Source organism: Solwaraspora sp. WMMA2056 (assembly GCF_030345095.1).
Lineage (GTDB): Bacteria > Actinomycetota > Actinomycetes > Mycobacteriales > Micromonosporaceae > Micromonospora_E.
Genome location: NZ_CP128360.1, coordinates 5,609,854 through 5,632,677, shown reverse-complemented (window position 1 = coordinate 5,632,677; position 22,824 = coordinate 5,609,854). Strand labels below are relative to the sequence as shown.

22 protein-coding genes and 3 tRNA genes are annotated in these 22,824 nt (G+C 71.6%); 10 read left to right on the top strand and 15 right to left on the bottom strand.

Annotated elements, in window-relative coordinates; genetic code table 11:
- Nucleotides 1-316 precede the first annotated feature (316 nt).
- Both O7608_RS25460 and O7608_RS25455 read left to right on the top strand, forming a co-directional pair.
- Nucleotides 317-2,746: a glycoside hydrolase family 9 protein gene (locus tag O7608_RS25460; protein WP_289206980.1), complete on the top strand. Its 2,430-nt coding sequence runs from the start codon at nucleotides 317-319 to the stop codon at nucleotides 2,744-2,746.
- 131 nt (nucleotides 2,747-2,877) lie between these two features.
- Nucleotides 2,878-4,059 (top strand): low temperature requirement protein A, encoded by a 1,182-nt coding sequence (locus O7608_RS25455; protein ID WP_289206979.1) that lies wholly within the window; start codon nucleotides 2,878-2,880, stop codon nucleotides 4,057-4,059.
- 54 nt (nucleotides 4,060-4,113) lie between these two features.
- Here O7608_RS25455 and O7608_RS25450 read toward each other — a convergent pair whose 3' ends face one another.
- From O7608_RS25450 to bioB, 6 genes are all read right to left on the bottom strand, one after another.
- A complete protein-coding gene (locus tag O7608_RS25450) occupies nucleotides 4,114-4,881 on the bottom strand; it encodes a GH25 family lysozyme (protein WP_289206978.1) in 768 nt (255 codons plus the stop codon).
- Between the two features lie 56 nt (nucleotides 4,882-4,937).
- Nucleotides 4,938-6,131 carry a S8 family peptidase gene (locus tag O7608_RS25445; protein ID WP_289206977.1) on the bottom strand — a complete coding sequence of 398 codons (1,194 nt, stop codon included), beginning with the start codon at nucleotides 6,129-6,131 and terminating at the stop codon, nucleotides 4,938-4,940.
- Between the two features lie 133 nt (nucleotides 6,132-6,264).
- Nucleotides 6,265-7,548 carry a chymotrypsin family serine protease gene (locus O7608_RS25440; RefSeq protein ID WP_289206976.1) on the bottom strand — a complete coding sequence of 428 codons (1,284 nt, stop codon included), beginning with the start codon at nucleotides 7,546-7,548 and terminating at the stop codon, nucleotides 6,265-6,267.
- Between the two features lie 137 nt (nucleotides 7,549-7,685).
- Complete coding sequence (locus O7608_RS25435; protein WP_289206975.1) at nucleotides 7,686-8,198, bottom strand: GNAT family N-acetyltransferase; 513 nt, start codon at nucleotides 8,196-8,198, stop codon at nucleotides 7,686-7,688.
- On the bottom strand, nucleotides 8,191-8,400 hold the full coding sequence (gene bsaP / locus O7608_RS25430; RefSeq protein WP_289206974.1) for a biotin synthase auxiliary protein BsaP: 210 nt from the start codon (nucleotides 8,398-8,400) through the stop codon (nucleotides 8,191-8,193). The genes O7608_RS25435 and bsaP overlap by 8 nt, the downstream gene beginning before the upstream one ends.
- Nucleotides 8,401-8,407: 7 nt before the next feature.
- A complete protein-coding gene (gene bioB / locus O7608_RS25425; RefSeq protein WP_289206973.1) occupies nucleotides 8,408-9,403 on the bottom strand; it encodes a biotin synthase BioB in 996 nt (331 codons plus the stop codon).
- Between the two features lie 41 nt (nucleotides 9,404-9,444).
- On the opposite strand from bioB, the gene O7608_RS25420 reads away from it, so the two are divergent.
- Nucleotides 9,445-10,584 (top strand): 8-amino-7-oxononanoate synthase, encoded by a 1,140-nt coding sequence (locus tag O7608_RS25420; RefSeq protein ID WP_289206972.1) that lies wholly within the window; start codon nucleotides 9,445-9,447, stop codon nucleotides 10,582-10,584.
- The gene (gene bioD / locus O7608_RS25415) at nucleotides 10,572-11,306 is read left to right on the top strand and encodes a dethiobiotin synthase (protein ID WP_289206971.1); all 735 of its coding nucleotides are present in this window, start codon (nucleotides 10,572-10,574) and stop codon (nucleotides 11,304-11,306) included. Before O7608_RS25420 ends, bioD begins: the two co-directional genes overlap by 13 nt.
- Here bioD and O7608_RS25410 read toward each other — a convergent pair.
- Together O7608_RS25410 and O7608_RS25405 are read right to left on the bottom strand one after the other, a co-directional pair.
- Entirely contained in the window at nucleotides 11,299-12,531 is a 1,233-nt protein-coding gene (locus O7608_RS25410; RefSeq protein ID WP_289206970.1) for a cytochrome P450, read from the bottom strand. The two genes, bioD and O7608_RS25410, sit on opposite strands and share 8 nt — an antisense overlap.
- 4 nt (nucleotides 12,532-12,535) lie before the next feature.
- A complete protein-coding gene (locus O7608_RS25405) occupies nucleotides 12,536-13,213 on the bottom strand; it encodes a class I SAM-dependent methyltransferase (RefSeq protein WP_289206969.1) in 678 nt (225 codons plus the stop codon).
- Nucleotides 13,214-13,446: 233 nt separating this feature from the next.
- Here O7608_RS25405 and O7608_RS25400 point away from each other — a divergent pair, with 233 nt between their 5' ends.
- On the top strand, nucleotides 13,447-14,331 hold the full coding sequence (locus tag O7608_RS25400; protein ID WP_289206968.1) for a hypothetical protein: 885 nt from the start codon (nucleotides 13,447-13,449) through the stop codon (nucleotides 14,329-14,331).
- Here the strand turns inward: O7608_RS25400 and O7608_RS25395 are convergent.
- The 5 genes from O7608_RS25395 to O7608_RS25375 all read right to left on the bottom strand — a co-directional run bounded on the left by O7608_RS25395 (nucleotide 14,302) and on the right by O7608_RS25375 (nucleotide 18,243).
- Nucleotides 14,302-15,498, bottom strand: coding sequence for an FUSC family protein (locus tag O7608_RS25395; protein WP_289206967.1), 1,197 nt, complete (start codon nucleotides 15,496-15,498; stop codon nucleotides 14,302-14,304). The two genes, O7608_RS25400 and O7608_RS25395, sit on opposite strands and share 30 nt — an antisense overlap.
- Nucleotides 15,499-15,552: 54 nt before the next feature.
- Nucleotides 15,553-16,584, bottom strand: a complete 1,032-nt coding sequence (rhaI, locus tag O7608_RS25390; RefSeq protein ID WP_289211024.1) for an L-rhamnose isomerase — start codon at nucleotides 16,582-16,584, stop codon at nucleotides 15,553-15,555.
- A 6-nt stretch (nucleotides 16,585-16,590) separates the two neighbouring features.
- A complete protein-coding gene (locus tag O7608_RS25385; protein WP_289206966.1) occupies nucleotides 16,591-16,722 on the bottom strand; it encodes a hypothetical protein in 132 nt (43 codons plus the stop codon).
- Between the two features lie 21 nt (nucleotides 16,723-16,743).
- Nucleotides 16,744-17,091: an L-rhamnose mutarotase gene (locus O7608_RS25380; protein ID WP_289206965.1), complete on the bottom strand. Its 348-nt coding sequence runs from the start codon at nucleotides 17,089-17,091 to the stop codon at nucleotides 16,744-16,746.
- A gap of 108 nt (nucleotides 17,092-17,199) precedes the next feature.
- The gene (locus tag O7608_RS25375) at nucleotides 17,200-18,243 is read right to left on the bottom strand and encodes a LacI family DNA-binding transcriptional regulator (protein ID WP_289206964.1); all 1,044 of its coding nucleotides are present in this window, start codon (nucleotides 18,241-18,243) and stop codon (nucleotides 17,200-17,202) included.
- Between the two features lie 188 nt (nucleotides 18,244-18,431).
- Here O7608_RS25375 and O7608_RS25370 point away from each other — a divergent pair, with 188 nt between their 5' ends.
- Nucleotides 18,432-19,277 carry a DUF6807 domain-containing protein gene (locus tag O7608_RS25370; RefSeq protein WP_289206963.1) on the top strand — a complete coding sequence of 282 codons (846 nt, stop codon included), beginning with the start codon at nucleotides 18,432-18,434 and terminating at the stop codon, nucleotides 19,275-19,277.
- 22 nt (nucleotides 19,278-19,299) lie between these two features.
- Here the strand turns inward: O7608_RS25370 and O7608_RS25365 are convergent, their stop codons facing one another.
- Nucleotides 19,300-19,902: a TetR/AcrR family transcriptional regulator gene (locus tag O7608_RS25365; RefSeq protein ID WP_289206962.1), complete on the bottom strand. Its 603-nt coding sequence runs from the start codon at nucleotides 19,900-19,902 to the stop codon at nucleotides 19,300-19,302.
- A gap of 265 nt (nucleotides 19,903-20,167) precedes the next feature.
- On the opposite strand from O7608_RS25365, the gene O7608_RS25360 reads away from it, so the two are divergent.
- From O7608_RS25360 to O7608_RS25350, 3 genes are all read left to right on the top strand, one after another.
- Nucleotides 20,168-20,240: transfer RNA gene (locus O7608_RS25360), tRNA-Gly, on the top strand.
- A 35-nt stretch (nucleotides 20,241-20,275) separates the two neighbouring features.
- Nucleotides 20,276-20,346, top strand: a tRNA-Cys gene (locus O7608_RS25355).
- A gap of 12 nt (nucleotides 20,347-20,358) precedes the next feature.
- Nucleotides 20,359-20,433: transfer RNA gene (locus tag O7608_RS25350), tRNA-Val, on the top strand.
- A gap of 209 nt (nucleotides 20,434-20,642) precedes the next feature.
- Here O7608_RS25350 and O7608_RS25345 read toward each other — a convergent pair.
- Nucleotides 20,643-21,257, bottom strand: coding sequence for a hypothetical protein (locus O7608_RS25345; RefSeq protein WP_289206961.1), 615 nt, complete (start codon nucleotides 21,255-21,257; stop codon nucleotides 20,643-20,645).
- 242 nt (nucleotides 21,258-21,499) lie between these two features.
- On the opposite strand from O7608_RS25345, the gene O7608_RS25340 reads away from it, so the two are divergent.
- Nucleotides 21,500-22,816 (top strand): DUF3237 family protein, encoded by a 1,317-nt coding sequence (locus O7608_RS25340; RefSeq protein WP_289206960.1) that lies wholly within the window; start codon nucleotides 21,500-21,502, stop codon nucleotides 22,814-22,816.
- Nucleotides 22,817-22,824 lie beyond the last annotated feature (8 nt).

Below are 22,824 nucleotides of genomic sequence, written 5' to 3'. Positions count from 1 at the left end.
GAGACCCCGCCTCCATTCGTGCCCGGCGTGGTTCTGTCGGCGGTGGGGCCTTCCCAAACGCGGGGCGAGGCGGTTAAATCATCGGTACGCCAGGCGATCGCCACTCATCGATGGGAGCGCTCCCAGGCGTCTGGTGTCTCCCGACTTCGGACTGCCAGTGGCGATCGGCCGTGCCCGGTCACCGTACGGCCGGCCGTAGCCTCCGCGGCGATGATGCGATCAGCGTGAGGCGAGGGGCGGATGCGCCCACATCCGCCCCTCGGTGTCCCTCCACGACGCGATGTCGCGCGCGGCTCCACGGACAGGAGCGAGTGTAATGCGCGAAAGCAATAGACCGGCCAGCGTCGTCACTGGTCGGACCCGACGACAACGCCGGCTGGCCGCCGCCGGCCTGGCGGTCCTGCTCGCCGCGGTCACGGTGCTTCTGGCGGCGCCGCGTTCCGGCGCGGCCGCAGCCGGGCCGTTCAACTACGGCGAGGCCCTGCAGAAGTCACTGCTGTTCTACGAGGCACAGCAGTCCGGCCCGCTGCCGCAGTGGAACCGCGTCTCCTGGCGGGGCGACTCGGCACTGACCGACGGCGCCGACGTCGGCCTCGATCTGACCGGTGGCTGGTACGACGCCGGAGACCACGTCAAGTTCGGCTTTCCGATGGCATTCACCACGACGATGCTCGCCTGGGGCGCGGTCGAGTACCGCGCCGGCTACACCGCCTCCGGGCAGCTGCCGCACCTGCTGAACAACCTGCGGTTCGTCAACGACTACTTCATCAAGGCCCACCCGTCGCCCAACGTGCTCTACGGCCAGGTCGGCAAGGGCGACGACGACCACAAATGGTGGGGTCCGGCCGAGGTGATGCCGATGGCGCGGCCGGCGTACCGCATCGATGCCAGCTGTGGCGGCTCGGACCTGGCCGCCGAGACGGCGGCCGCGATGGCCGCGTCGTCGATGGTGTTCCGGCCGACCGACCCGGCGTACGCCGACACGCTGGTCCGCCACGCCCGGCAGCTCTACACCTTCGCCGACACCGTACGTAAGGCGTACCACGAGTGCATCACCGACGCGACCAGCTTCTACCGCTCCTGGAGCGGTTACCAGGATGAACTGGTCTGGGGCGCGATCTGGCTGCACCGGGCCACCGGGGAGGCGTCCTACCTGGCCAAGGCCGAGGCCGAGTACGACAACCTCGGCACCGAACCGCAGACCACCACCCGTGCCTACAAGTGGACCCTGGCCTGGGACAACAAGCAGTTCGGCGCGTACGTGCTGCTGGCGAACCTGACCGGCAAGCAGAAGTACGTCGACGACGCCAACCGCTGGCTGGACTACTGGACCGTCGGGGTCAACGGCGAGAGGATCCGTACCTCGCCCGGTGGCATGGCCGTGCTGGACACCTGGGGCGCACTGCGCTACGCGGCGAACACCGCGTTCGCCGCGCTGGTCTACAGCGACAACACCACCGACGCCACCCGCCGGACCCGCTACCACGACTTCGCGGTGCGGCAGATCGACTACGCGCTCGGCGACAACCCGCGCAATTCCAGTTACGTCATCGGTTTCGGGGCGAATTCGCCGCGCAACCCGCACCATCGCACCGCGCACGGGTCCTGGTGGGACAGCATGCAGGTGCCCGAGCAGACCCGGCACGTGCTGTACGGCGCGTTGGTCGGTGGTCCGTCGGCGCCCGACGACGCGTACACCGACCGGCGGGACGACTACGTCATGAACGAGGTCGCCACCGACTACAACGCCGGCTTCACCTCCGCCCTGGCCAGACTCCACATCGAGTACGGCGGCACCCCACTGGCCAACTTCCCGCAACCGCAGGCACCGGACATCGACGAGATGTCGGTCGAGACGACGATCATGCAGAACGAGACCCGGTCGACCGGCGTCAAGGTGATCATCTACAACAAGTCGGCCTTCCCTGCGCGGGTGTTGACCCGGGCCACCTTCCGGTACTACTTCGTGCGGGACGGCTCCGGCACGCTCCAGGTGAGCAGCCCGTACAGCCAGGGGTGCCCGGAACCGACCGAGGCCCGGCAGCACTCCGGTGACCTGTGGTACGTCGAGGTCGACTGCACCGGTCACACCATCGCTCCGGCTGGTCAGTCGGCGCACCGGATGGAAGTGCAACTCAAGATCGGGGTCGCCGAGGGTGGCACCTGGAATCCGGCCAACGACCCGTCGTACCAGGCGAGCGCCGGGCCGAACCGGTCGGTGCCGCTCTACGACGGTGGCCAGCTGATCTGGGGGCAGGAGCCGGACGGACCGTCACCGACCCCGTCGCCGTCGGTGAGCCCGTCGGTCTCACCGAGCCCGTCGGTCTCGCCCACGCCGTCGCCGTCGGTGAGCCCGTCGGTCAGCCCGTCGCCGTCGGTGAGTCCGTCGGTGTCGCCGACCCCGTCGCCGACCGGCACGTTGCCGGTGCTGGGCTGCCGGGTGGCCTACGGCACCAACGACTGGTCCACCGGGTTCACCGGCACGGTGACGATCACCAACATGGGCGGTTCCCCGATCAACGGGTGGACGCTGCGGTTCGCCTTCCCCGGTGGTCAGCTCCTCACCCAGGGTTGGTCCGCCACCTGGTCGCAGAGCGGCAACCAGGTGACCGCCACCAACGCGTCCTGGAACGGTGCCCTCGCTCCGGGCGCGAGCACCAGCATCGGGTTCAACGGCACCCATCCGGGCAGCAACCCACGACCGACCTCGTTCAGCCTCAACGGTGCGGTCTGCACCACGGTCTGACGCCCGGACCGGCCGGTCGGCGCTGGCGATCCTCAGCGCCGACCGGCCGGAGACCCGTACGATAAGACCGATATGCCGGTCTTCTTCGCCTACCATCAACGGAGTCGACGGTCGACTCCGGTGGCGCCGTCGTGACCGCTGACAACCGGCTCGGACTGCTGCGCGGCGAGCAGGCACCGCGCCGGGCCACGTTCCTGGAGCTCTTCTTCGACCTGGTCTTCGTCGTCGCCCTCGCGCTGCTGTCGGAGACCCTGGTGAACCGGCTCAGCCTGGTCGGTGCCGTCGAATCGGCGATCCTGCTGCTCGCGATCTGGTGGGTCTGGGTGATCACCACCCTGGTCACCGACCTCTACAACCCGGACAGCACCGCGATCAAGGCCGTGACGGTCGGCGTCATGTTCGGGGCGCTGCTGATGGCGGCGGCGCTGCCGGCGGCCTTCGGCGACCGCGCCCTGCTGTTCGCCGGCGCGTACGTGGCCATCCACCTCGGTCGAGGTCTGTTCTTCTTTCTGCTGCTGCACGAGCAGATGGCGCGCCAGCGGGCGCTGCGGATCTGGGCCTGGTTCGGTGTCTCCGCGGTGCCGTGGCTGGTCGGCGCCGTCCTCGGCGGCACCGCGCAGCTGCTGCTCTGGGCGGTCGCGTTGGCGCTCGAGTACGCCGTGTTCGCTGCCGGCTACCCGGTGCCCGGCCGCCGGTCGGTCCCGGCGAGCCAGTTCAACCCGACGGCCGAGCATCTGGCCGAGCGGTACCACCAGTTCTTCATCATCGCCCTCGGCGACATCATCCTGGTGGCCGGGCTGGCGTTCAGCCGTGACGCCGTCACGCCCGGTCGGACGATCGGGTTCGTCGTGGCGTTCGCCAGCGCCGCGATCCTGTTCCGGATCTACGTGCACTGTGCCGGTGCCCAACTGACCAACGCCATCGAGGCCGCCCGCACACCGGGCCAGTTCACCCGGGCGGCACCGTTCACCCACCTGCTGATGATCGCCGGTGTGGTGGCGACCGCCACCAGCGCGAAGCTGGTCATCGACCAGCCGACCGGCACCATTCCGGCCAGCTGGTCGATCGTGATCGTCGGGGGTGCGGTGGTCTTCCTGCTCGGTCGCAGCCGGTTCGAGTACGAGGTCTTCGGCCGGTTCGGCTGGCCGCTGCTGGCCGGCACCGGGGCGTTGGTGCTGCTCGCCCCGGCGTTGCCGCACCTGCCGCCGGTGTGGGTCGCCGGCTGCGTCAACCTGGTGCTGCTGACGATCGTCGTGTTCGACCTGGCGCTGCGCGGTCGGCGCAACCCGGTGCCGGTGGACCCGCCGTTGTGACCGCCGACCGGCGCTGGCCGTTGCGGTCCGTCAGCGGGTCCACCGGTCGCCGACTCAGGTGTTGTTGGCCAGGGCGACCAGCCGGGCCCGCGTACCGTTCCAGTGGTTGCGGTCGACCGCCCCGGCGACACCGGCGACGCTGCCGCTCGCGGTGTACTGCCAGAACGACCAGTACGGGGCGCCGGCCGGCAGCGTTCCCGGGCTCGACGACCATCGGGCGATCCACAACGGGTGGTTGCTCCACGGCCCGGTCCAGTTGCCGGTGCAGCTGGTCCACCAGCTGGTGGTCGTGTAGATGACCGCGTACCGGCCGGTCCGCGACCGGTAGGTGGCCAGGAAATCGTTGATCCAGCTGCGCATCGCCGACTGGCTGAGCCCGTAGCACATCGCGCCGTACGGGTTGTGCTCGATGTCCAGGGCCGCCGGCAGCGTACGGCTGTCCGCCGACCACGCGCCACCGTTGCTGGCCAGGTAGTTGGCCTGGACGGCACCGGAGGAGCGGTCCGGGAGCGCGAAATGGTAAGCGCCCCGGATCACCCCGGCGTTGTACGCCGCCACGTAGTTGGTGTTGAACCGGGGATCCTTGTAGCTGGTGCCCTCGGTGGCCTTGATGTAGGCGAACTCGATTCCGCTGTTGCGCACGCTGGTCCAGTTGATCGCGCCCTGCCAGTGTGAGACATCGATACCGGGGGTGGTCGCCGCCCGCGCCGGTACGGCGGTGGTGATCAGCAGCATCGCGGTGACACTCAGCAGGGTGAGCGCTGCGGCGAGCAGTCGACTCGAAGTGTGCGGAAGATTGTCGAAAGTGACGGTGGTGGGCATCCGTTTCCTTCCTCTGGGCAGGGTCGTGCCGGCGTGCCGGACCGGGTCCGAGCTGGTCAGCCGATGCAGTGGACGAGCCGGTTGGGGGTGCCGGTGCCGGGGTTGGTGACCACACCGGGGGTCGCCGTCGACACCAGCCGGTTGGCGACCTGGGCCGGACTCCACGTCGGGTTGGCCGCCAGCACCAGCGCGGCGCAGCCGGCGACGTGCGCCGAGGCCATCGAGCTGCCGCTGATCGTCACCGTGGCGGTGTCGGTCGTGTGCCAGGTCGACGTGATGCCCGCGCCGGGGGCGAACAGGTCGATGCACGACCCGTAGCTCGCCGAGCTCATCCGGGCGTCGGTGATCGTGGTGCCGGCGACGGTGAGCGCGGCGGGCACCCGGGCGGGGGAGGTGTTGCAGGCGCTGGTGGCGGAACTGCCGCCGGGAACCGCGTAGCTGATCCCGGAACGGATCGAGGCGGTCACGGCGGTGTCCAGCGCGGTGCTCGCCCCGCCACCGAGGGCGAGGCTGGCGACCGCTGGCCGGACCGCGTTGGCGGTGACCCAGTCGATTCCGGCGATGACCCCGGCGGTGGTGCCCGACCCGGCGCAGTTGAGTACCCGTACCGGCACCAGCTGGACGGCCTTGGCCACCCCGTGTGCCCGGCCGCCGATGATCCCGGCGACGTGCGTGCCGTGGCCGTTGCAGTCGTCGGCGGGTCCACCGTCGATAACGTCGAATCCGGTGGCCACCCGGCCGCCGAAGTCGGTGTGGGACCGCCGTACCCCGGTGTCGATCACGTAGGCCCGAACGTTCGGCGCGGTCGACGGGTAGGCGTACCGGCCGTCGAGCGGCAGATAGCGCTGGTCGATGCGGTCCAGGCCCCAGGACGGCGGATTCAGCTGTACGCCGGCGTTCAGCGGGGTGACGACGTGGTCCTGTTCGACGTGGGCGACCGCCGGATCGGCGGCGAGGCGGCGGGCCGCCCGAGCGGACATCGAGACGGTGAATCCGGTGAGCGCGGCGCGCAGGACGTGGTGCACAGTGCCGCCGTAGCGGGCGGTGAGCCGGTGGGCGGTCGTCGCGGGGTCGGCGGCGGGGTCGGCGTGCAGGACGACGACGTAGCTGTCCGCCACGGCGGTGGCACCACCGGCCCGGCGGATCTCGCCGAGCGGGCCGGCGGCCTGCGCCGGGGCCGGTTGTCCGACCGCCACCAGCAGGGCGAGCAGGCCGGTGGTGAACACTTTCCGGATCGCGGAGACTGTCACGGGGGATCCCTTCGGCGAGTCGTCCGGTGCCCTCGATGGTTCCTGGGCACACTCAGCCCTCATCTTGTCGCTCTATGTAGTTTTCTGGATACCCATCATCATGGATATCGTCCGGGTGTTATGGCCAACCCGGTCAGCCCCGTTCGTAGGTCAGCCCGCTCCAGAACGACGGCAGCGGGCTGAACCACGAGGTGTGCGGGGCCGAGTTGCAGCCACTGGTGCTCCGGCTGTGCAGGCCGTACGCCCAGCGGGTGCCGCTGGAGCCGAGCCAGTACCAGCCGCCGCCGCTGTCGCCCGGGCAGGCGTCGTACCCGTCGACCCGGACCATGCCGCGCCGTTGCGGGTCGCTGACCGAGGTGATGGTGCCGCACGGGTTGCCCGGGCTGGCGGGTTGGGTGACCCGGGCGGCCAGGCAGACGGTCTCGCCCTGCAGGATGAAGCCCATGGTCGCGGCCGCGCCGTCGACCGGCACCGATCGGCCGGGTACGCCGTGCAGGTAGATCCGTCCGACGGTGTCGCCGTGGTAGCCGGCGTCGGTGACCTGGATGGCGCCGGCGTCGACCCGGCCGGAGTCGATCGCGTCGGTCATCGTGCCGACGACGGTGGGGGTCGTGGTGCCGGTGGACCAGGCGGCGTCGAGCCCGGCGCAGTGGCCGGACGTCAGCAGCCAGCGGATGCCGGTGCTGCCCCGGGCGGTGAAGCCTGCGGAACAGGTCGCGCCCGGTCGGCGGATCACCAGCCCCGAGCGCAGGCTGTCGGTGCAGTCGGCCCGGGAGACGCAGGCGTCGAGGTCGACGACGTGGCTGTCGGCGGCGACCACCCGTACTCCGGCGGGGGCGCGCCCGGCGAGCGCGGCCTGTCGCTGTCGCGCGACGGCGACCACGACGCTGTTGTCCGTCACGTCGATGCCGACCCGTCCGGCGGCGGCCGCGCCGAGCGGGTCCCGGCCGGTACGCAACGCCTCGGCCTGCCGTTCCAGTTCGGCATAGGTGCGGGTGACCTGGTGGGTGCGGACCGGTATCCCGTGTCGGCGGCCGACGGCGGTGATCCCGGCGGCGGCGGTGGGGTTGGTGACCGCGACCCGGTAGGTCGCCGCGTGCGGATCGAACCAGGCCCCGCCGACGGTGGCCGACCGGGCGACGAGGTCGGCCTTGAGCAGGTCGCCCCGGGCCTGGGCGGCGACGGCGGCTGCGGCGGTGTCGGCGGTCATCCCCGGGTAGCTGGTCAGGTACGCCTGGATCATCGCCTCGGTGGTGGCCTCGCCGGTGTCGCGGGCGGCGGGGGCGCTCACCCCGTCGGCCGGGGTGGCCACCGCCGGGGCGGCGCCGGCCAGACCGGCTGCGGCGAGCAACGTCATGACGAGTACGGCGGTGCCGGTGCGGGCGCTGGTGCTGGCCGGGCCTGGGTCAGCTGCCACGTGTCACGTCTCCTCCTGCTGATCCGGCGGTCGGGCGGGACCGCCGAGGAGCAGGCTTACGCAGAATTATCGCCCAATAACTCTTCGTGTCGGAAATGCGATAGAGCGGTGTCGACGTGGTGACGGTCTGTCCGGGTTCACAATCGCCGGTACATCACGTGCAGGCCGACGTAGGAGTGCCGGGGGTGCCGGAACGCCGCCGGCACCGTGGCCAGGATGTCGAAGCCGAGCGAGCGCCACAGCGCCACCGCCCGCACGTTCGTCTCCACCACCGCGTTGAACTGCATCGCCCGGTAACCGTCCGACCGGGCCAACTCCACCATGTACGTACCAAGTCGCCGGCCGACACCCCGCCCCGACGCGGCCGGGTCGACCACGAAGGACGCGTTCGCCACATGGTCGCCGGCGCCACCCTGGTTCGGCTGACTGCGCGCGGAGCCCAGCACCGCGCCGGCCGGATCGACCGCCACCACCAGACGGCCCCGGTGCGGCAGCGACATCCAGTACCGCCTTACCGACTCCTCCGGCGCCGTCGGATCCACCGTGAGGGTCTCCCCGGCGGCCACGACCGGGGCCAGGCACCGCCAGATGCCCGGCCAGTCCGCCTCCGTCGCCGCCCGCACGGCCACCTCCGTGGCCGGGTCAGTCATCGGCCGACACCGTCGACGGGTCGACCACGCCGTGCTCGACGCAGCGTGCGGACCAGCCGGCCGGCAGCACCTGCACCGTCATCCGGCGGCGGCACCGGGTGCAGTAGCGCGGCGGCTCGAAGGTGCGGGCGGCGACGCAGTCGGCGTGCCGGCCGGTGTCGGCCGGCGTACCGCAGCGGTCACACCAGATCGCGTCCTGCACGGCGGTCTCAGATCGTCGCCGACAGGGCCTTGACCGGCATCTTCAGATCGGCCAACAGCGCCAGATCCTCGGTCGCGGGACGACCCAACGTGGTCAGGTAGTTGCCGACGATCACCGCGTTGATCCCGCCGAGCAGCCCGTCGCGGGTACCCAGGTCGCCAAGGGTGATCTCCCGGCCACCGGCGTACCGCAGGATCGTGCGGGGCATCGCCAACCGGAACCCGGCGATCGCCCGCAGCGCGTCCCGCGCGTCGACCACCGGCCGGTCACCCAGCGGCGTTCCCGGCCTCGGGTTCAGGAAGTTCAGCGGCACCTCGTGCGGGTCCAGCTCGGCCAGCTGCGCGGCGAACTCGGCCCGCTGCTCGATGGTCTCACCCAGGCCGAGGATGCCGCCGCAGCACACCTCCATGCCGGAGTCGCGGACCATCCGCAGCGTCTCCCAACGCTCCTCGAAGGTGTGCGTCGTCACCACGTTCGGAAAGTAGGAGCGGCAGGTCTCCAGGTTGTGGTTGTACCGGTGCACACCCATCTCGACCAGCTCGTCGACCTGCTCCTGGGTCAGCATTCCCACCGACGCCGCGACCTGGATGTCCACTTCGGCCCGGATCGCCGCGACACCCTCGCGGAGCTGCTTCATCAGGCGCGCGTCCGGACCCCGCACAGCGGCCACGATGCAGAACTCGCTCGCCCCGGTCGCCGCGGTCTGCTTCGCCGCCTCGACCAGCGAGGGGATGTCCAGCCACACCGCCCGCACCGGGGAGGTGAACAACCCCGACTGGGAGCAGAAGTGGCAGTCCTCCGGGCAACCGCCAGTCTTCAGCGAGACGATCCCCTCGACCTCGACCTCCGGCCCGCACCAGCGCATCCGCGTCTCGTGCGCGAGCTGCAGCAGCGCCGGCAACTGCTCGTCGGGCAGCCGCAGCACGGCCAGGACACCGGCTTCGTCGAGGCCGACGCCACGTTCCAGAACCTGGGCGCGGGCTAGGTCGAGGATCTGCGACATGGTCGTACCCTACAAGGCGGCGCGAGTGACGAGGGGGAGCCGTGGCGGACTGGTGGGACGGCCTGCGGCGGCGCGCCGCCCTGCGGGCCACGGCCGGGCTGACCCGGGAGCTGCGCCCCCGGGCGGCCGGCGACGGGCAGGTCGATCTGGCCGGCAACGACTACCTCGGCCTGACGACCCACCGCGAGGTGGTCGCGGCGGCGGCCACCGCACTGCACCGGTACGGACTGGGCGCGACCGGCTCCCGACTGGTGCGCGGATCCACCGACGCGCACACCGCGCTGGAGGCGGAGCTCGCCGACTGGCTCGGCACCGAACGCAGCCTGGTCTTCTCCTCCGGCTACCTGGCGAACCTGGGTGCGATCCGGGCGGTGACGCAGCCGCGTACCCTGCTGGTGTCCGACGCGCACAACCACGCCTCGCTGATCGACGGCTGCCGCCTCACCGGTGCGCAGACCGAGGTCGTCGGGCATGCCGACCCGGCCGCGGTGGACGCCCTGCTCGCCGCGTACCCCGGCCGGCCGGCGGTGGTCGTCACCGAATCGGTCTTCTCCGTCGACGGTGACCTGGCACCGTTGGCCGCCCTGCACGCCGTCACCCGCCGGCATGCGGCGCTGCTGCTGGTCGACGACGCGCACGCCCTCGGCGTGATCGGACCCGGCGGTGCCGGCGGCGTCGCGGCCGCCGGGCTCACCGGCGCGCCCGACGTCCTGGTCACCGCGACCCTGTCCAAGGCGCTCGGCGGTGCCGGGGGAGTGCTGGCCGGCCCCGAGCCGCTGATCCGGCACGTGATCGACACCGGACGGACGTTCATCTTCGACACCGCGCTGCCGCCGGCGGTGGCCGCCGGGGCGCTGGTGGCGCTGCGGCACGCCCGTGCCGGCGACCGGTTGCGCACCGAGCTGGCCGACCGGGTGTCGGCGGCGGTACGCCGGTTCACCGCCGCCGGGGCGACCGTCGGCGGCCCACCGGCGGCCGGGGTGGTCTCGGTCGGTGCGCCCGACCCGCAGGCCGCGGTGGCCTGGGCGCGGGCCTGTCACGACAAGGGGGTGGCGGTCGGCTGTTTCCGGCCGCCGTCCACCCCGGACCAACGGGCCCGGCTGCGGATCACCGTGAACGTCGGGGTGCCCCGGGCCGACTTCGACCACGCGCTGGACGTGATCGTGGAGTGCGCGCCGTGACCGGCTGGCAGGGGCCGGTCGTGGTCACCGGCACCGACACCGGTGTCGGCAAGACCGTGGTGACCTCGGCGATCGCGGTCGCGGCGCAGGCCGCCGGGTTGCGGGTGGCGATGGTCAAACCCGGCCAGACCGGTACGGCGACCGGTGAGCCGCCGGACGCCGACGTCGTGGCCCGCCTCGCCGATCCGGCGGCCGTACGCACCCTCGTCAGCTATCCGGAGCCGCTCGCGCCACTTGCCGCCGCCCGGGTCGCCGGCGCCGAACCGCTGGAGCTGTACGCCGCCGTCGACGCGGTACGCGCGGAGGCCGACAAACACGACCTGGTGCTCGTCGAGGGCGCGGGCGGGTTGCTGGTGCCGATGGGGCTGCGACCCTCCGGCGAGCCCTGGACGGTGGCCGACCTGGCGGTCTCGCTGGGCGCGCCGGCCGTGGTGGTGTCCCGGGCCGGGCTCGGCACGCTCAACCACACCGCGTTGACTCTCGAGGCGCTGGAGCGCCGGGCGGTCCCGGCCGGGGTGGTCCTCGGTGCCTGGCCGGCCGAGCCGGAGCTGGTGCACTGGGCCAACCTCAGCGAGCTGGTGCCGACCATGGTCGGGGCGGTCCCCGACGGTGCCGGCGGCATGGAGCCGGGGGTGTTCCGCCGCTCCGCGTCGGGCTGGCTGACGCCGGCGCTCTACGGCGTCCTGGACGACTGGCGGGCCTGGGCCGACGACGTCAGCTGACCGGCCTCCGCCTGCCGATCTGCCCCGTCAGTTGGTCTGCCCCGTCAGTTGGTCCGCCGGCCGCCGTCGGACGGCGGATCAGCAACGTGTCGGGCATCCGGAACGACAGGTTGTCCGGCGACCACGGTGCCCGGACCACGTCGGCGCCGACCAGCAGCGGCAGCGCCTGCTCGACCACCACCGCCGTCTCCATCCGGGCCAGCTGCGCCCCGACGCACCGATGGGCCCCGGCGCCGAAGGCCAGATGCCGACGGGACCCCCGCTGACCGGGCACGAACTGGTCGGTCCCGGCCACCAGCGCCGGGTCGCGGCCGGCGGCGGCGAGCCAGAGCACCACGCTCGCGCCGGCCGGCACCGGTACGTCGGCCAGCGTGGTGTCCACCGCCGCCCGACGCCGCCAGGTGACGATCGGTGGCACCAGCCGCAGCCCTTCCTCCACCACGTCGTCTACCCGGACCGATCCGTCGCGCAGCCCGGCGAGCACCGTCGGCTCGCCGACCAACCGGTGCAGCAGCAGGGTCAGGAACTGCGAGGTGGTCTCCTGCCCGGCGACCAGCAGGAAGAACAGCGCCCCGACGACGGTGTCCGGCGACTGCCCGGCCGCACGCAGCGTCGCGGCCAACCCGTCGCCGGTGACCGCGAAGTCGCGCAGCACGGTGTGGAACCGCCCGACCGTGTGCGCCAGTTCGATCTGCCGGTCCGCGTCCACCGGGGCCCAGAACAGCTCCAGCGCGGCGCGGGCGAACCGCTTGACCGTCGCCGTGGCCGCCGGCGGCAGCTGGACCAGCCGGGCCAGGACCAGCAGCGGCAGGTCGGCGGCGAGGTCGGCGTACAGATCGACCGGCCGGCCGGCGGCCAACGCGGCGTCCAGCGCCGCCACCCGGTCGCGGACCAGCCCGGTCAGCCAGCCGACCTGGGCGGTGACCCGCGTCGGGTGCAGCACCTCCGCGACTGCGGCCCGGATCGCCGGGTGGGTCGAGCTGCCGTTGTTCGCCAGCGTCGGCGGCAGCCGGAAGCCGTACGAGGCGAGGATCCGCAGCGCCGCGACGGGGATCGGGGTGACCGCGTCCAGGGCGTTGTCCGGCCGGTACGTGCCCGGGTCGGTCAACACCTGCCGGACCAGGGCGTGCCGGGTCACCAGCAGATGGTCGACGCCGACGTGGTCGGTGACCCGGGCCACCGGCGGCCACCGGTCGTCGACCCTTTCCCAGTTACGGAACAGCACCCGGTCACGCTAGCGTCCGGGTCGGTCGGCGTACCGGCGGGCGTAGCTGCCAGACCCGGGTGTGCCGCACCCGGACGCTCTCCAGCGCCGGCGGCACCGGCACGTCGTAGCTGCCGAGCTCGGTGAACCGCTCGCGCGGCAGGAACGCCCGGTCCGGGTCGCCGACCAGCACCCGGGCCCCGTCGGCGGCGGCGGTCAGCAGGAACCGCAGCACCCGGGCCGCCATCGCCGCGCTGTAGAAGACGTCACCGGCGAGCACCACCTCGGCGTCACCGTGGTCACCGTCGAGCAGGTCACCGACGGTGACGTCCAGCCGTACGTCGTTGGCGGCGGCGTTGAGCCGGGTGGCGGCACCCGCGACCGGGTCCAGATCCACCGCGCGGACCACGGCCGCGCCGGCCCGGGCCGCCGCGACGGCCACCAGCCCGGAACCGGTGGCCAGGTCCAGCACCCGTAGCCCGGCGACGGTCTCCGGCCGGTCCAGCAGGTACCGGGCGAGCGCCTGGCCGCCGGCCCAGGCGAACGCCCAGAACGGTGGCGGTTGTTCGCTGCGGAACTCGCCCTCGGTCAGCTCCCACAGCCCGATCGGCTCGGCCGCCTGGTGCAGCCGCAGTTCGGGTACGTGAGCCACCGGGGTGAGGCGGGTGTGGGCGCGGACGAAGTCCGACAGGTCGGCAGACACGTCTGCGGATTGTGCCGGGTCGACCGACTGTCGCCAACCTTGTCGCGGGGTCACCGGTTCACCACGGGTGGTTAAATTGCCCGTTTTACTTTGCGCTGGGTGACAAGTTGGGCCCTGTCCGACCAACCGGTACGCACGTACCGTTGCCGGTGGACATGATCGGTCCATCCGGTACGCACCTCCTCTGGCCGGTGGAGACGATCGGTGGGACAAGGACGAAGGTGGTGGGCTCGGTGGGGCGAATCGCGACCGGAGTCGCGGTCGGGCTGGCCGGAGTTGCCGGACTGCTGTTCGCCGCCACACCGGCGGCGGCGCAGGGCGGATACCAGGCCCAGATCACCGAGTTGCCCGACGAGGCCGTCGCCGGTGAGGGCCCGGTGGGCATGACCGTGGTGGTCAGCCGGGACCTCGGTGGGGACTGCGAAAAGGTCCGGTGGTCGCTGCTGCTGCGCGTCGACGGCGTCGAGTTCGACCAGATCCGGGCCGCCCGGGTGGAACAGGGCCAGGCGTTCGCAGTCGACGTGCAGATCGACGACGACACCGCCCGCCTCACCGACGTTGCGCTCGACCCGGGCACCCTCTGCCAGGACCGGACCGTCACGGCGCAGTACCAGTTCAGCTTCACCGACGACGCCGAAGGCCGGGTGACCCTCACCGCCGAGGCATACGACGAGGACGTCAACCTGCTCGCCGACACCGCAGTCACCCTGCCGGTGGTCACCGAACCTGGCGAGTCCGACCCGGAGCCGACCGAGTCGGTGCCGCCGGTCGTCGAGGACCCTGCGGTCATCGCCGACGCCCCGGCCGGCACCGGTGGTGGGGGTCCACAGCCGGTCGACGCGATTCCCGCCGGCGACACCTTCGGGATCCCGGTGGCCTGGTTCATCGTCGGCGGCGCGATGGTCTTCGTCGGCTTCGGCCTGCTGATGCGGGTCCGGGCCCAGCTGCTGCGGTCGACGGCGGACCCGGACGGCCCGCTGCCCGCCACCGGTGCCATACCGGTGGGCCCGTCAGGTGACGGGTGGCGGTCGGCGGCTGATGTGTGGCAGTCGGCGGCGGCACCGTCGCCGGCCACCGGCTGGGGCCGGTCACGGCCGGGGCGGAGCCGGTGGCGGTGACGGTGGTCGGCTGTGCCCGGCGGCGCGGCGGACCATCCGGTTCGCGGCCCGCCGCCCGGTCCCGGTAGCCCGTAGCAGATCGCTGCCGGCCGTGCGGACCTGCGCCACCACGACGTTGCCGGAGTAGCCGAGCCCTTCGGTGTACGCCGCCCCGGACTGGTCGACCGCCCCGAGCGTCTGCTCCCGGGTCCGGTGGAACTCCCGACCCCGGTCGAGTTCGTGGTGCATCGTGCGCAGCGCCTCGCCGAGTTGGCGGACCGCCGTCGGCAGTTGACCCGGCACCGGTTCGTCGTCCTCGAGCACCGAGACGATCCGGCGCAGCATCGACCGGCAGTTGCGGGCCGCGCGTTCCAGGTGCTCGCCGCTGCTGGTCAGCTTGGCCAGTACGTGCCGGTTCGACCACCGCTGCGGTGCCAACGTCACCACCTCGTTCGCCGCCGCGAGTGCGTCCTGCAGCGTGGCCAGGCGTTCGTCGAAGTCCCGCACCCGGTCCAGCGCCCGCTGCGCCCGGGCGGCGTCGCCGGCGGTCAGCGCCGCCGCCGCATCGTCCAACAGCGTGGCCAGCCGGTCAAGCGCCGGCCCGACCGCACGCTGCACGAGTCGCAGCGGGTTGAGCGGCAGCAGCACCAGCACCACGGCGAGCCCGACCAGGCCACCGACCACCGCGTTGACGAACCGGGGTACGACGATGTCCGGATTGGCCGGGGCCAGCGTGGCGATCAGCACCGCCGTGCCGCCGGCCTGCACGAGCAGCGTGCTGCCGCCGCGCAGCAGCAGCGCCAGCGCCACGGCGATCGCCACGATCATCCCGGTCTGCCACGGACCGCTGCCGATCAGGGCGATCAGGACGTCACCGGCACCGATACCGACGGCCACCCCGATGACGGTCTCCAGGGTGCGGCGTAGGCGGTTGCCGAGGGCCGACACGATGGTGCCGACCGCGACCGCCGGGGCGAACACCGGGTCCGGGTTGCGCAGTACATCGTCGGCGAGCAGCCAGGCGAGCGCGGCCGCGAGGCCGGCCTGCACCGGGATGATCATGTTGCCGCGCAGGTGCCGGAGCCGGGCGCGGCTCTCTCTGGCCAGCCGCGTCCAACCGTGGCGCACCAGCCGCGTCCAGCTCTCGCGGCTGGTGCGCTGAGCGGGCCGGGTGCGGTCGTCGGGCACGTGCCGACCTACCCGCCAGTGCCCAGCGCAATCCTCGACGGAGCGCCGGCCGGGTCAGGCTCCCCAGCCGGCCTGCTGCCCGCCGCGACGTTCGGCGACGATGCGCTGCGGGTAGCCGCTGCGGGCGTAGGCCGCCATCGGGTCCGGGTCGAGGCCCTGCTCGGTCCGCAGCTCGCGCAGCATCGGGCGGACGTCGGTGTGGAAGGCGTCCATCAGTACGGCGTTGGCGCCCAGCACGTCGCCGGCGGCCTGCGCGTCGGCCAGGGCCTCGGCGTCGACCAGCAGCGCCTTGGCGGTGGCCTCCTGCACGTTGAGCACCGACCGGATCTGGCCGGGGATCTTCGGCTCGATGTTGTGGCACTGGTCGAGCATGAAGTTGATGCCGGCCGCCGGGTCCAGCGCGTCGGCGGCGACGATCTCGAACATGATCCGGAACAGCTGGAACGGGTCGGCGGCACCGGCCATCAGGTCGTCGTCGGCGTAGAACCGGGAGTTGAAGTCGAACGCCCCGAGCCGGCCGGCCCGCAGCAGGAACGCCACGATGAACTCGATGTTGGTGCCGGGGGCGTGGTGTCCGGTGTCGATGACCACCTGCGCGCGGTCGCCCAGGCGCAGGCAGTGCGCGTACGCCGTACCCCAGTCCGGCACGTCGGTGGTGTAGAACGCCGGCTCGAACAGCTTGCACTCCAGCAGCAGCCGCTGCTGCGCCCCGAGCCGGGCGTACGTGGTGTCCAGGGCCTCGGCGAGCCGGTCCTGCCGGGCCCGGATGCTGTCCTGGCCGGGGTAGTTGGTCCCGTCGGCGAACCACAGCTTCAGATCCGTCGACCCGGTGGCGTCCATCACGTCGACGCAGTCCAGCAGGTGTGCCACGGCCTTGCGGCGGACGCGTGGGTCGGGGTTGGTGACGCTGCCGAGGCGGTAGTCGTCGTCGGAGAAGACGTTGGCGTTGATGGTGCCGATCCGTACACCGAGGTCGACGGCGTACCGGGCGAGCTGTGGGTAGTCCTCGACCCGGTCCCACGGGATGTGCAGCGACACGATCGGGGCGATCCCGGTAACCGCGTGCACCTGGGCGGCGTCGGCGATCTACTCCTACGGGGTCCGGGGAATCCCGGGCTGGGTGAAGACCTTGAACCGGGTGCCGGAGTTGCCGTACGCCCAGGACGGCACCTCGATCCGCTGCGTGCGCAGTACGGCCTTGATCCGTGCGGTCACCTCAGGCATCTGCTGCCCCGCCGTCCCAGGTCACGCGTCGCCGGTCGCGGCGAGCTGGTCGTCAAGGTTGAAGATCTCGTCGAGCAGGACGAAGCCCTCGTCGGGTCGGCGGCCGTCGAGATCGGTGAAGTACGGCGCCATCTCGGCCTGCCACCGAGCGTTGACCTCGGTCGCGGCCATCGCGGCCTGGGCCGAGGCGAGGTCGGTGGCGCGGACATGGCCGACCAGCAGGCCGTCGGGATGCAGGAAGAGTGAATAGTCGTGCCAGCCGGCGTCGCGCAGCGCGTGCAGCAGCTGCGGCCAGACCGCGGCGTGCCGGGCCCGGTACTCGTCGATCCGGTCCGGGCGGACCCGCAGCAGGAAGCAGTACCGCCGCACGTCGCCTCCTGTATGAACCGTTTCAATGCGGGCTCCAAACATACGAGTGCGCCGATGTGACTGTCAAGGTCGGGCCGCCGGCGGACCACCGACCCTGCGCCAGGGGAGTCAGGGCTCCGGACGTGGTGCTCGGACGTCCTGGCTGGACTCCCGCACGACCAGCTCCGGGTCGAAGACCACCTGTTCGTGGCGGTGGGTGCCGGGACTGGCCGCCTCGTCGAGCAGCAGCGTCGCGGCGGTGTGGCCGAGGCGCTGCCGGGGCTGACGTACCGACGACAGCGGCACCGCGGCGGCCGCGGCGAAGTCGATGTCGTCGTAGCCGACCAGGGCGATGTTCTCGGGGACCCGGACCTGCTGACGGGTCAACCCTTGCAGAACGCCGAGCGCGAGCAGGTCGTTGGCGCAGAAGACGGCGGTCACCCGGGAGCTGCGGGGCACCCCGAGCACCCGGGCGGCGGCGTCGCGACCGGCGGCCACCGTCAGGCTCGGCGTGTCGAACCGGCGCAGTGCCCGCTCACTGAGCCCCGCGTCGACGAGCGCCGCCGCCGCTCCGGCGTACCGATCCCGGACCTGCTCCAGATGGGTCGGGCCGCCGACGAAGGCGATCCGCCGGTGCCCGGCGTCGATCAGGTGCCGTACCGCCAGTTCGCCGCCGAGCCGGTCGTTGACCGACACCGAGCACAGGTCCGGCCGGCGGGATCGGCGGTCCAGCAGGACCACCAGTACGCCCCGTTCCCGCAGCTGCAGCAGGCGTTCGCTGGCGTCGTCGACCGGGGTGATCAGAACGCCCTGCACCCGCTGCTCCTCGAGCAGGTCGAGGTAGGCGTTCTCCTTGGCGGCGTCGCCGTCGCTGTTGCAGAAGATCACCGGCATCCCGGCGGTGCTGGTGGCCTCCTCGACGCCACGGGCCACGTCGGTGAAGAACGGGTTGGCCACGTCGAGGACCACCAGGCCCAGGGTGCGCCCCCGGCCCCGGCGCAACTGCCGGGCCGCGTCGTTCGGGACGAAGCCGAGTTCACTGATCGCGGCGAGCACCCGCGACCGGGTGCCGGCGGCGACGATGTCCGGCCGGTTGAGCACGTTGGACACGGTGCCCACGGAGACGCCGGCGCGGAAGGCGACGTCCCGGATGCTGATCGCTGGTCCCGGCACCTGGTCTCCCCTCGACGGCGGCCCTCTGACGCCGCATGCCACGTCGCCGCCTGCGGTTGATTATCCGTCCCGGCGCTGGCCGTCGGGCAGTGGTGCCGACGTCGGCTGCCGGCCACCGTCACGGCGCTCGACCTGGCACAATCGGCAAGCGCTTTCCTAATGGGGGAAAGGCGTACGGAAGGAGCACGATGACCGACAACCTGGTCCTGCGCGTGGCGGGACGCCCCGTCGCCGAGTACGTGGTCCACCCCGACGTCGACCCCCGGTACTCGCCCCGGCCGTACCTGCACCCCGTGCGTACGCTCGCCGGGGTGCCGGTGACCGACACCCTGCCGGAGGACCACCGCTGGCACCTCGGCGTCTCCGTCACCATGCAGGACGTCTCCGGGACCAACCTCTGGGGCGGGCGGACCTACGTCCGCGACACCGGCTACACCTGGCGCGACGACCACGGTCGGATCGTCCACGACAGCTGGCTCGACCGCGCCCCGGACGGGTTCCGGCAGCGGCTACGGTGGTGCGATCCGGCGGGCGCCACCCTGCTGACCGAGGAGCGTGCGGTGACCGTCGGCGAGGTCGCCGGGGACACCACCGCCTGGCGCTTCGAGATCGGGTACTCCTTGACCGCCCCCGCCGACCGGGAGATCATCCTCGGCAGCCCGGCGACCAACGGACGCCCCGGCGGAGCCGGGTACGGCGGCTTCTTCTGGCGGCTGGCCCCCGGCACACCCACCGTGTTCACCGTCGACGCCGACGGAGAGGAGACGGTCAACGGCAGCACCGCGCCGTGGGTCGCGCTGACCGGTCAGGGCGCCGATGGGTCGCCGTACACCGTGATCTTCACCGGCCTCGGCGACGGCGACCACTGGTTCGTGCGTGCCGGCGGCTACCCAGGGGTCTGCGCGGCGTTGGCGTTCGACACCCCGGTGCCGGTGCCGGCCGGCGGACAGCTCGCCCGACGGCACCGGGTGTACGTGGTCGACGGGACCCTGCGGCGCCCGGACGTCGTCACGCTGCTCGCCGACGCTGATTGAACCGCTTCGATAGACGCGATGGTCAGGCCAGTTCGTTCGGTGTGCATCCGATCTCCCGGGCGACCGCCAACCGGATCCACTCGGTGAGCTGTCGCCGGGAGACGACCCGGTCGTGCATCGTCGCCTGCACCGCGAGTCCGTCGATCAGCGCGTTGATCCGCCACGCCGCGCCCTTGGGATCCGGGCAGGTGAAGGTGCCGTCGGCGCATCCGGTGGCGATCACCCCGGTCAGCGCCTCCTTCCACCGCAGGTCGAGATTGCGGCACACCCGGTTCAACGCGGGGGTACGCATCGATTCCGACCAGCCGTCGATCCAGAGTGCCCACGACTTGGTGCGGCCGGTCGGCGCGTACAACCGAATGATCTTCTTGATCTTTTCCAGTGGCCCGGCTGTCGACCGCACGACGGCGTCGAGCCTGGCCAGGTCCTGTTCGGCGGCGTACGCGAACGCCTCGGCGAGCAGCCTGTCCTTGGTCGAGAAATGGTAGAACACCAGCGCCTGACTGACTCCCGCCGCTTCGGCGACATCAGCGGTACGGGTGTTCGCCAGCCCGCGTTGCACGATCACCTCGCAGGCGGTCCGCAGCAGCGAGTCAAGGCGTATCTCGGCCGAACGTCTTGTCACGGCGAACACGGTAACGCACTATCATCGATACGATGAGTTACCAGTCAATTTCCTGACTCACGTCGGGGCGGAGATCGGCTAACCCGAACCCGCCTCGCATGACGGGTTCCGGCGGGAGCCCGTCCGTGCCGCGATGGGGGGTTTGTCCAGCGCATCGGCGTCGGGCGCGCCGAGGTGACCCCGAGTTGGCAACGGCGCGACGGCTCGGCTAGAGTTCTCATTCGTCGGCAGGAGCGCCCCGGCGGGGCGGGAAAGCCGAGCATATGCGGACGTAGCGCAGTTGGTAGCGCATCACCTTGCCAAGGTGAGGGTCGCGGGTTCGAGTCCCGTCGTCCGCTCGGAGATGCCACCACGACACGTCGGGGGCAACCTCGGTGGAGTGGCCGAGAGGCGAGGCAACGGCCTGCAAAGCCGTGTACACGGGTTCAAATCCCGTCTCCACCTCGTCAACAACGAGGGCGATTGGCGCAGTGGGAGCGCGCTTCCTTGACACGGAAGAGGTCACTGGTTCAAACCCAGTATCGCCCACCAGCTGTACGAGCACGTCACGTGGCCCGTTGCCGGACATTCGGTAACGGGCCTGTCGCTGTCGCGGCCCTTACCGGGGAGGGTCGGGGAGCGGGCCCGCTCCCCGGGGGGTTACCCAGCGGCTGGTTACACCCAGCAGGCCGTCCTGCAGACCCAGGCCAAGATCGGTGACTTGTCTCCTCGGCATGGCCTGGGCCTGCTGGCAGTGCCGGTCAGGCCGCCGGGAATTTCCAGGTGCGGCCCAGCGACGTGATCAGTGACTGCTCGACCGGGAACGACTCGCCGAACGCGGTGCCCACTACGGCGGCAGTCCGCCGCTGCGTGACGTAGCGGGTGCCCTCCTCGTCAGTCCGGAATTCCTGAACCACCTCGCCGGTCCCGGTCCAGGTGATCTTCACGCTGGTCGTGCCCATGGTCTCCGGGGCATCCGTGCACGACTCCGGGCGTTCGCCCGCTTCGTCGACCGGTCCGTACGTGCATGTCCGCACGGTCTGCGAGTAGGTCACCACCCCGGCGGCCGAGGCACCCTGCAGCGACATCCTGGCCCGTGACGGCGTCTGGTCGTACGCCTGCCGGAAAATCGTCTCGCAGGTCTCCAGGCCAGCGGATTCGGTGCAGGAGCGGGACCAGTATTCGACATCCAGTTGGGCCACCCCGTCGATGCGGCTGAGGTCGACGGTCAGGGTCCGGCTGGTGTTCGGATCGTCGAAGCCGACGTGCGCGCTCTCGAGGAGCGTCGGGGCGGTCGCGGCCGTCGCGGGTGTGGCGATGGCTGCCGCGAGGAGAGTGGCACCGATCGGCAGGAGGACACGGCGGAGCAGGGTCATCTGGTCTCCTTTGGGGAGTGTCGAGGAGACCTGAATGTAGCCGTCGGGTACGACTGGAACGGCCCGACCCGAGGTGTGGCACCTTCTCGATCCCCGGTACCTGATCGGACCGGGCCTGCCTGCTGGTCGCCGCACTCGCATAGATCGTGAACCATCGATTGACAGATTCTTGTCCGGTCGGGACACTTTCTGCAACGTAACCCTTCGTGCCTGGCGTCGGGTGGTCGTTGCGGGAGGGTCGGATGAGGATCGTCGCCCACGGTAGGCGCCTGCTCGTCGCGGCGATCGCAGTCGCCGTCACCGTCGCCGTCGGTGGCATCGCCACCTCGGCGTACGCCGCCACCGGGTGCCGGGTGACCTACACGGTCACCAGCCAGTGGCCGGGCGGATTCGGTGCCAACGTCGCCGTGACCAACCTCGGTGACCCGATCAGCGGTTGGCGGCTGACCTGGTCGTTCGTCGCCGGGCAACAGGTCACCCAGCTCTGGAACGGCTCCGTGAGTCAGGCCGGCACCCAGGTCACCGTCGTCGACGCGGGGTGGAACGGCAGCCTCGCCACCGGAGCGGGAACGGCGATCGGCTTCAACGGGTCGTGGAACAACGCCAGCAATCCGGCTCCGACCGATTTCGCGCTCAACGGCACGCCGTGCACGGGTAGCGTGACCCCGTCGGGTTCACCGTCCGCGCCGCAATCGCCCACACCGAGCCCTACACCCACGCCGAGCAGCACGCCGTCGCCGTCGACCTCGCCCACCCCGAGTACGCCGCCCGGTGGCACGGAGCCGACGATCGTGCCCGACCCATCTTGGACGTGCAACATGCCCACTGGCATCGTGTCGCCGACGCGGGGGCGCCTGGTGCTGCGCGTGACAGGCCAGCTGGGCGCCGTCCACGAGGTGGGCACCACCCCGTACGGCCAGCGCCGCATCCTCGACGTGACGGGCGGATCGTTCGTCGGGGAGCGGCTCAGCGGCAGCGTGCTCACCGGCGGGCTCGACCTGGAGCTCACCCTGACCAACGGAGCGCTGGAGGTCGAGCAGATCAACGTGCTGCGCGCCAGTGACGGCACCCTCATCTATCTGCGCAGCTGCGGTGTCGCCCCCGCCGGCGCCGCCCCGGTCCGGATCGTGCCCGATTTCGAGGCACCGAACTCCAGCCCGTACGCCTGGCTGAATACCGGCACGTTCGTCGGTACCCGGACGGTCGACACCGCGACCAACACCCTCGTTCTCGCCATCTACGACGTCGCCGGTGTCACCACGACCGAACCGCGGGTCCAGCTCACGGATCCCGTCGGTCTGCCCCACCAGAGTTGGAACTGCGCGACGGGCAGCGGTACGCGGGGCGCCAGCGTGTTCACCGCGTCGGTCACCCTCGGCTCGACCCTCGCTGTCGGTGCCAGCAAGCGCGGTACCCGTACCATCATTCCCATCACTGGTGGGACACTCAGTGGTCGGGTGACCGGGTCGATCCTCGCCGGCGGCGCGGACTACCAGCTCAGCGGCTCGACCACGACCCTGGACGCCCGGTACACCTGTCGACCAGTGACGGTGAGCTGATTCTGGTC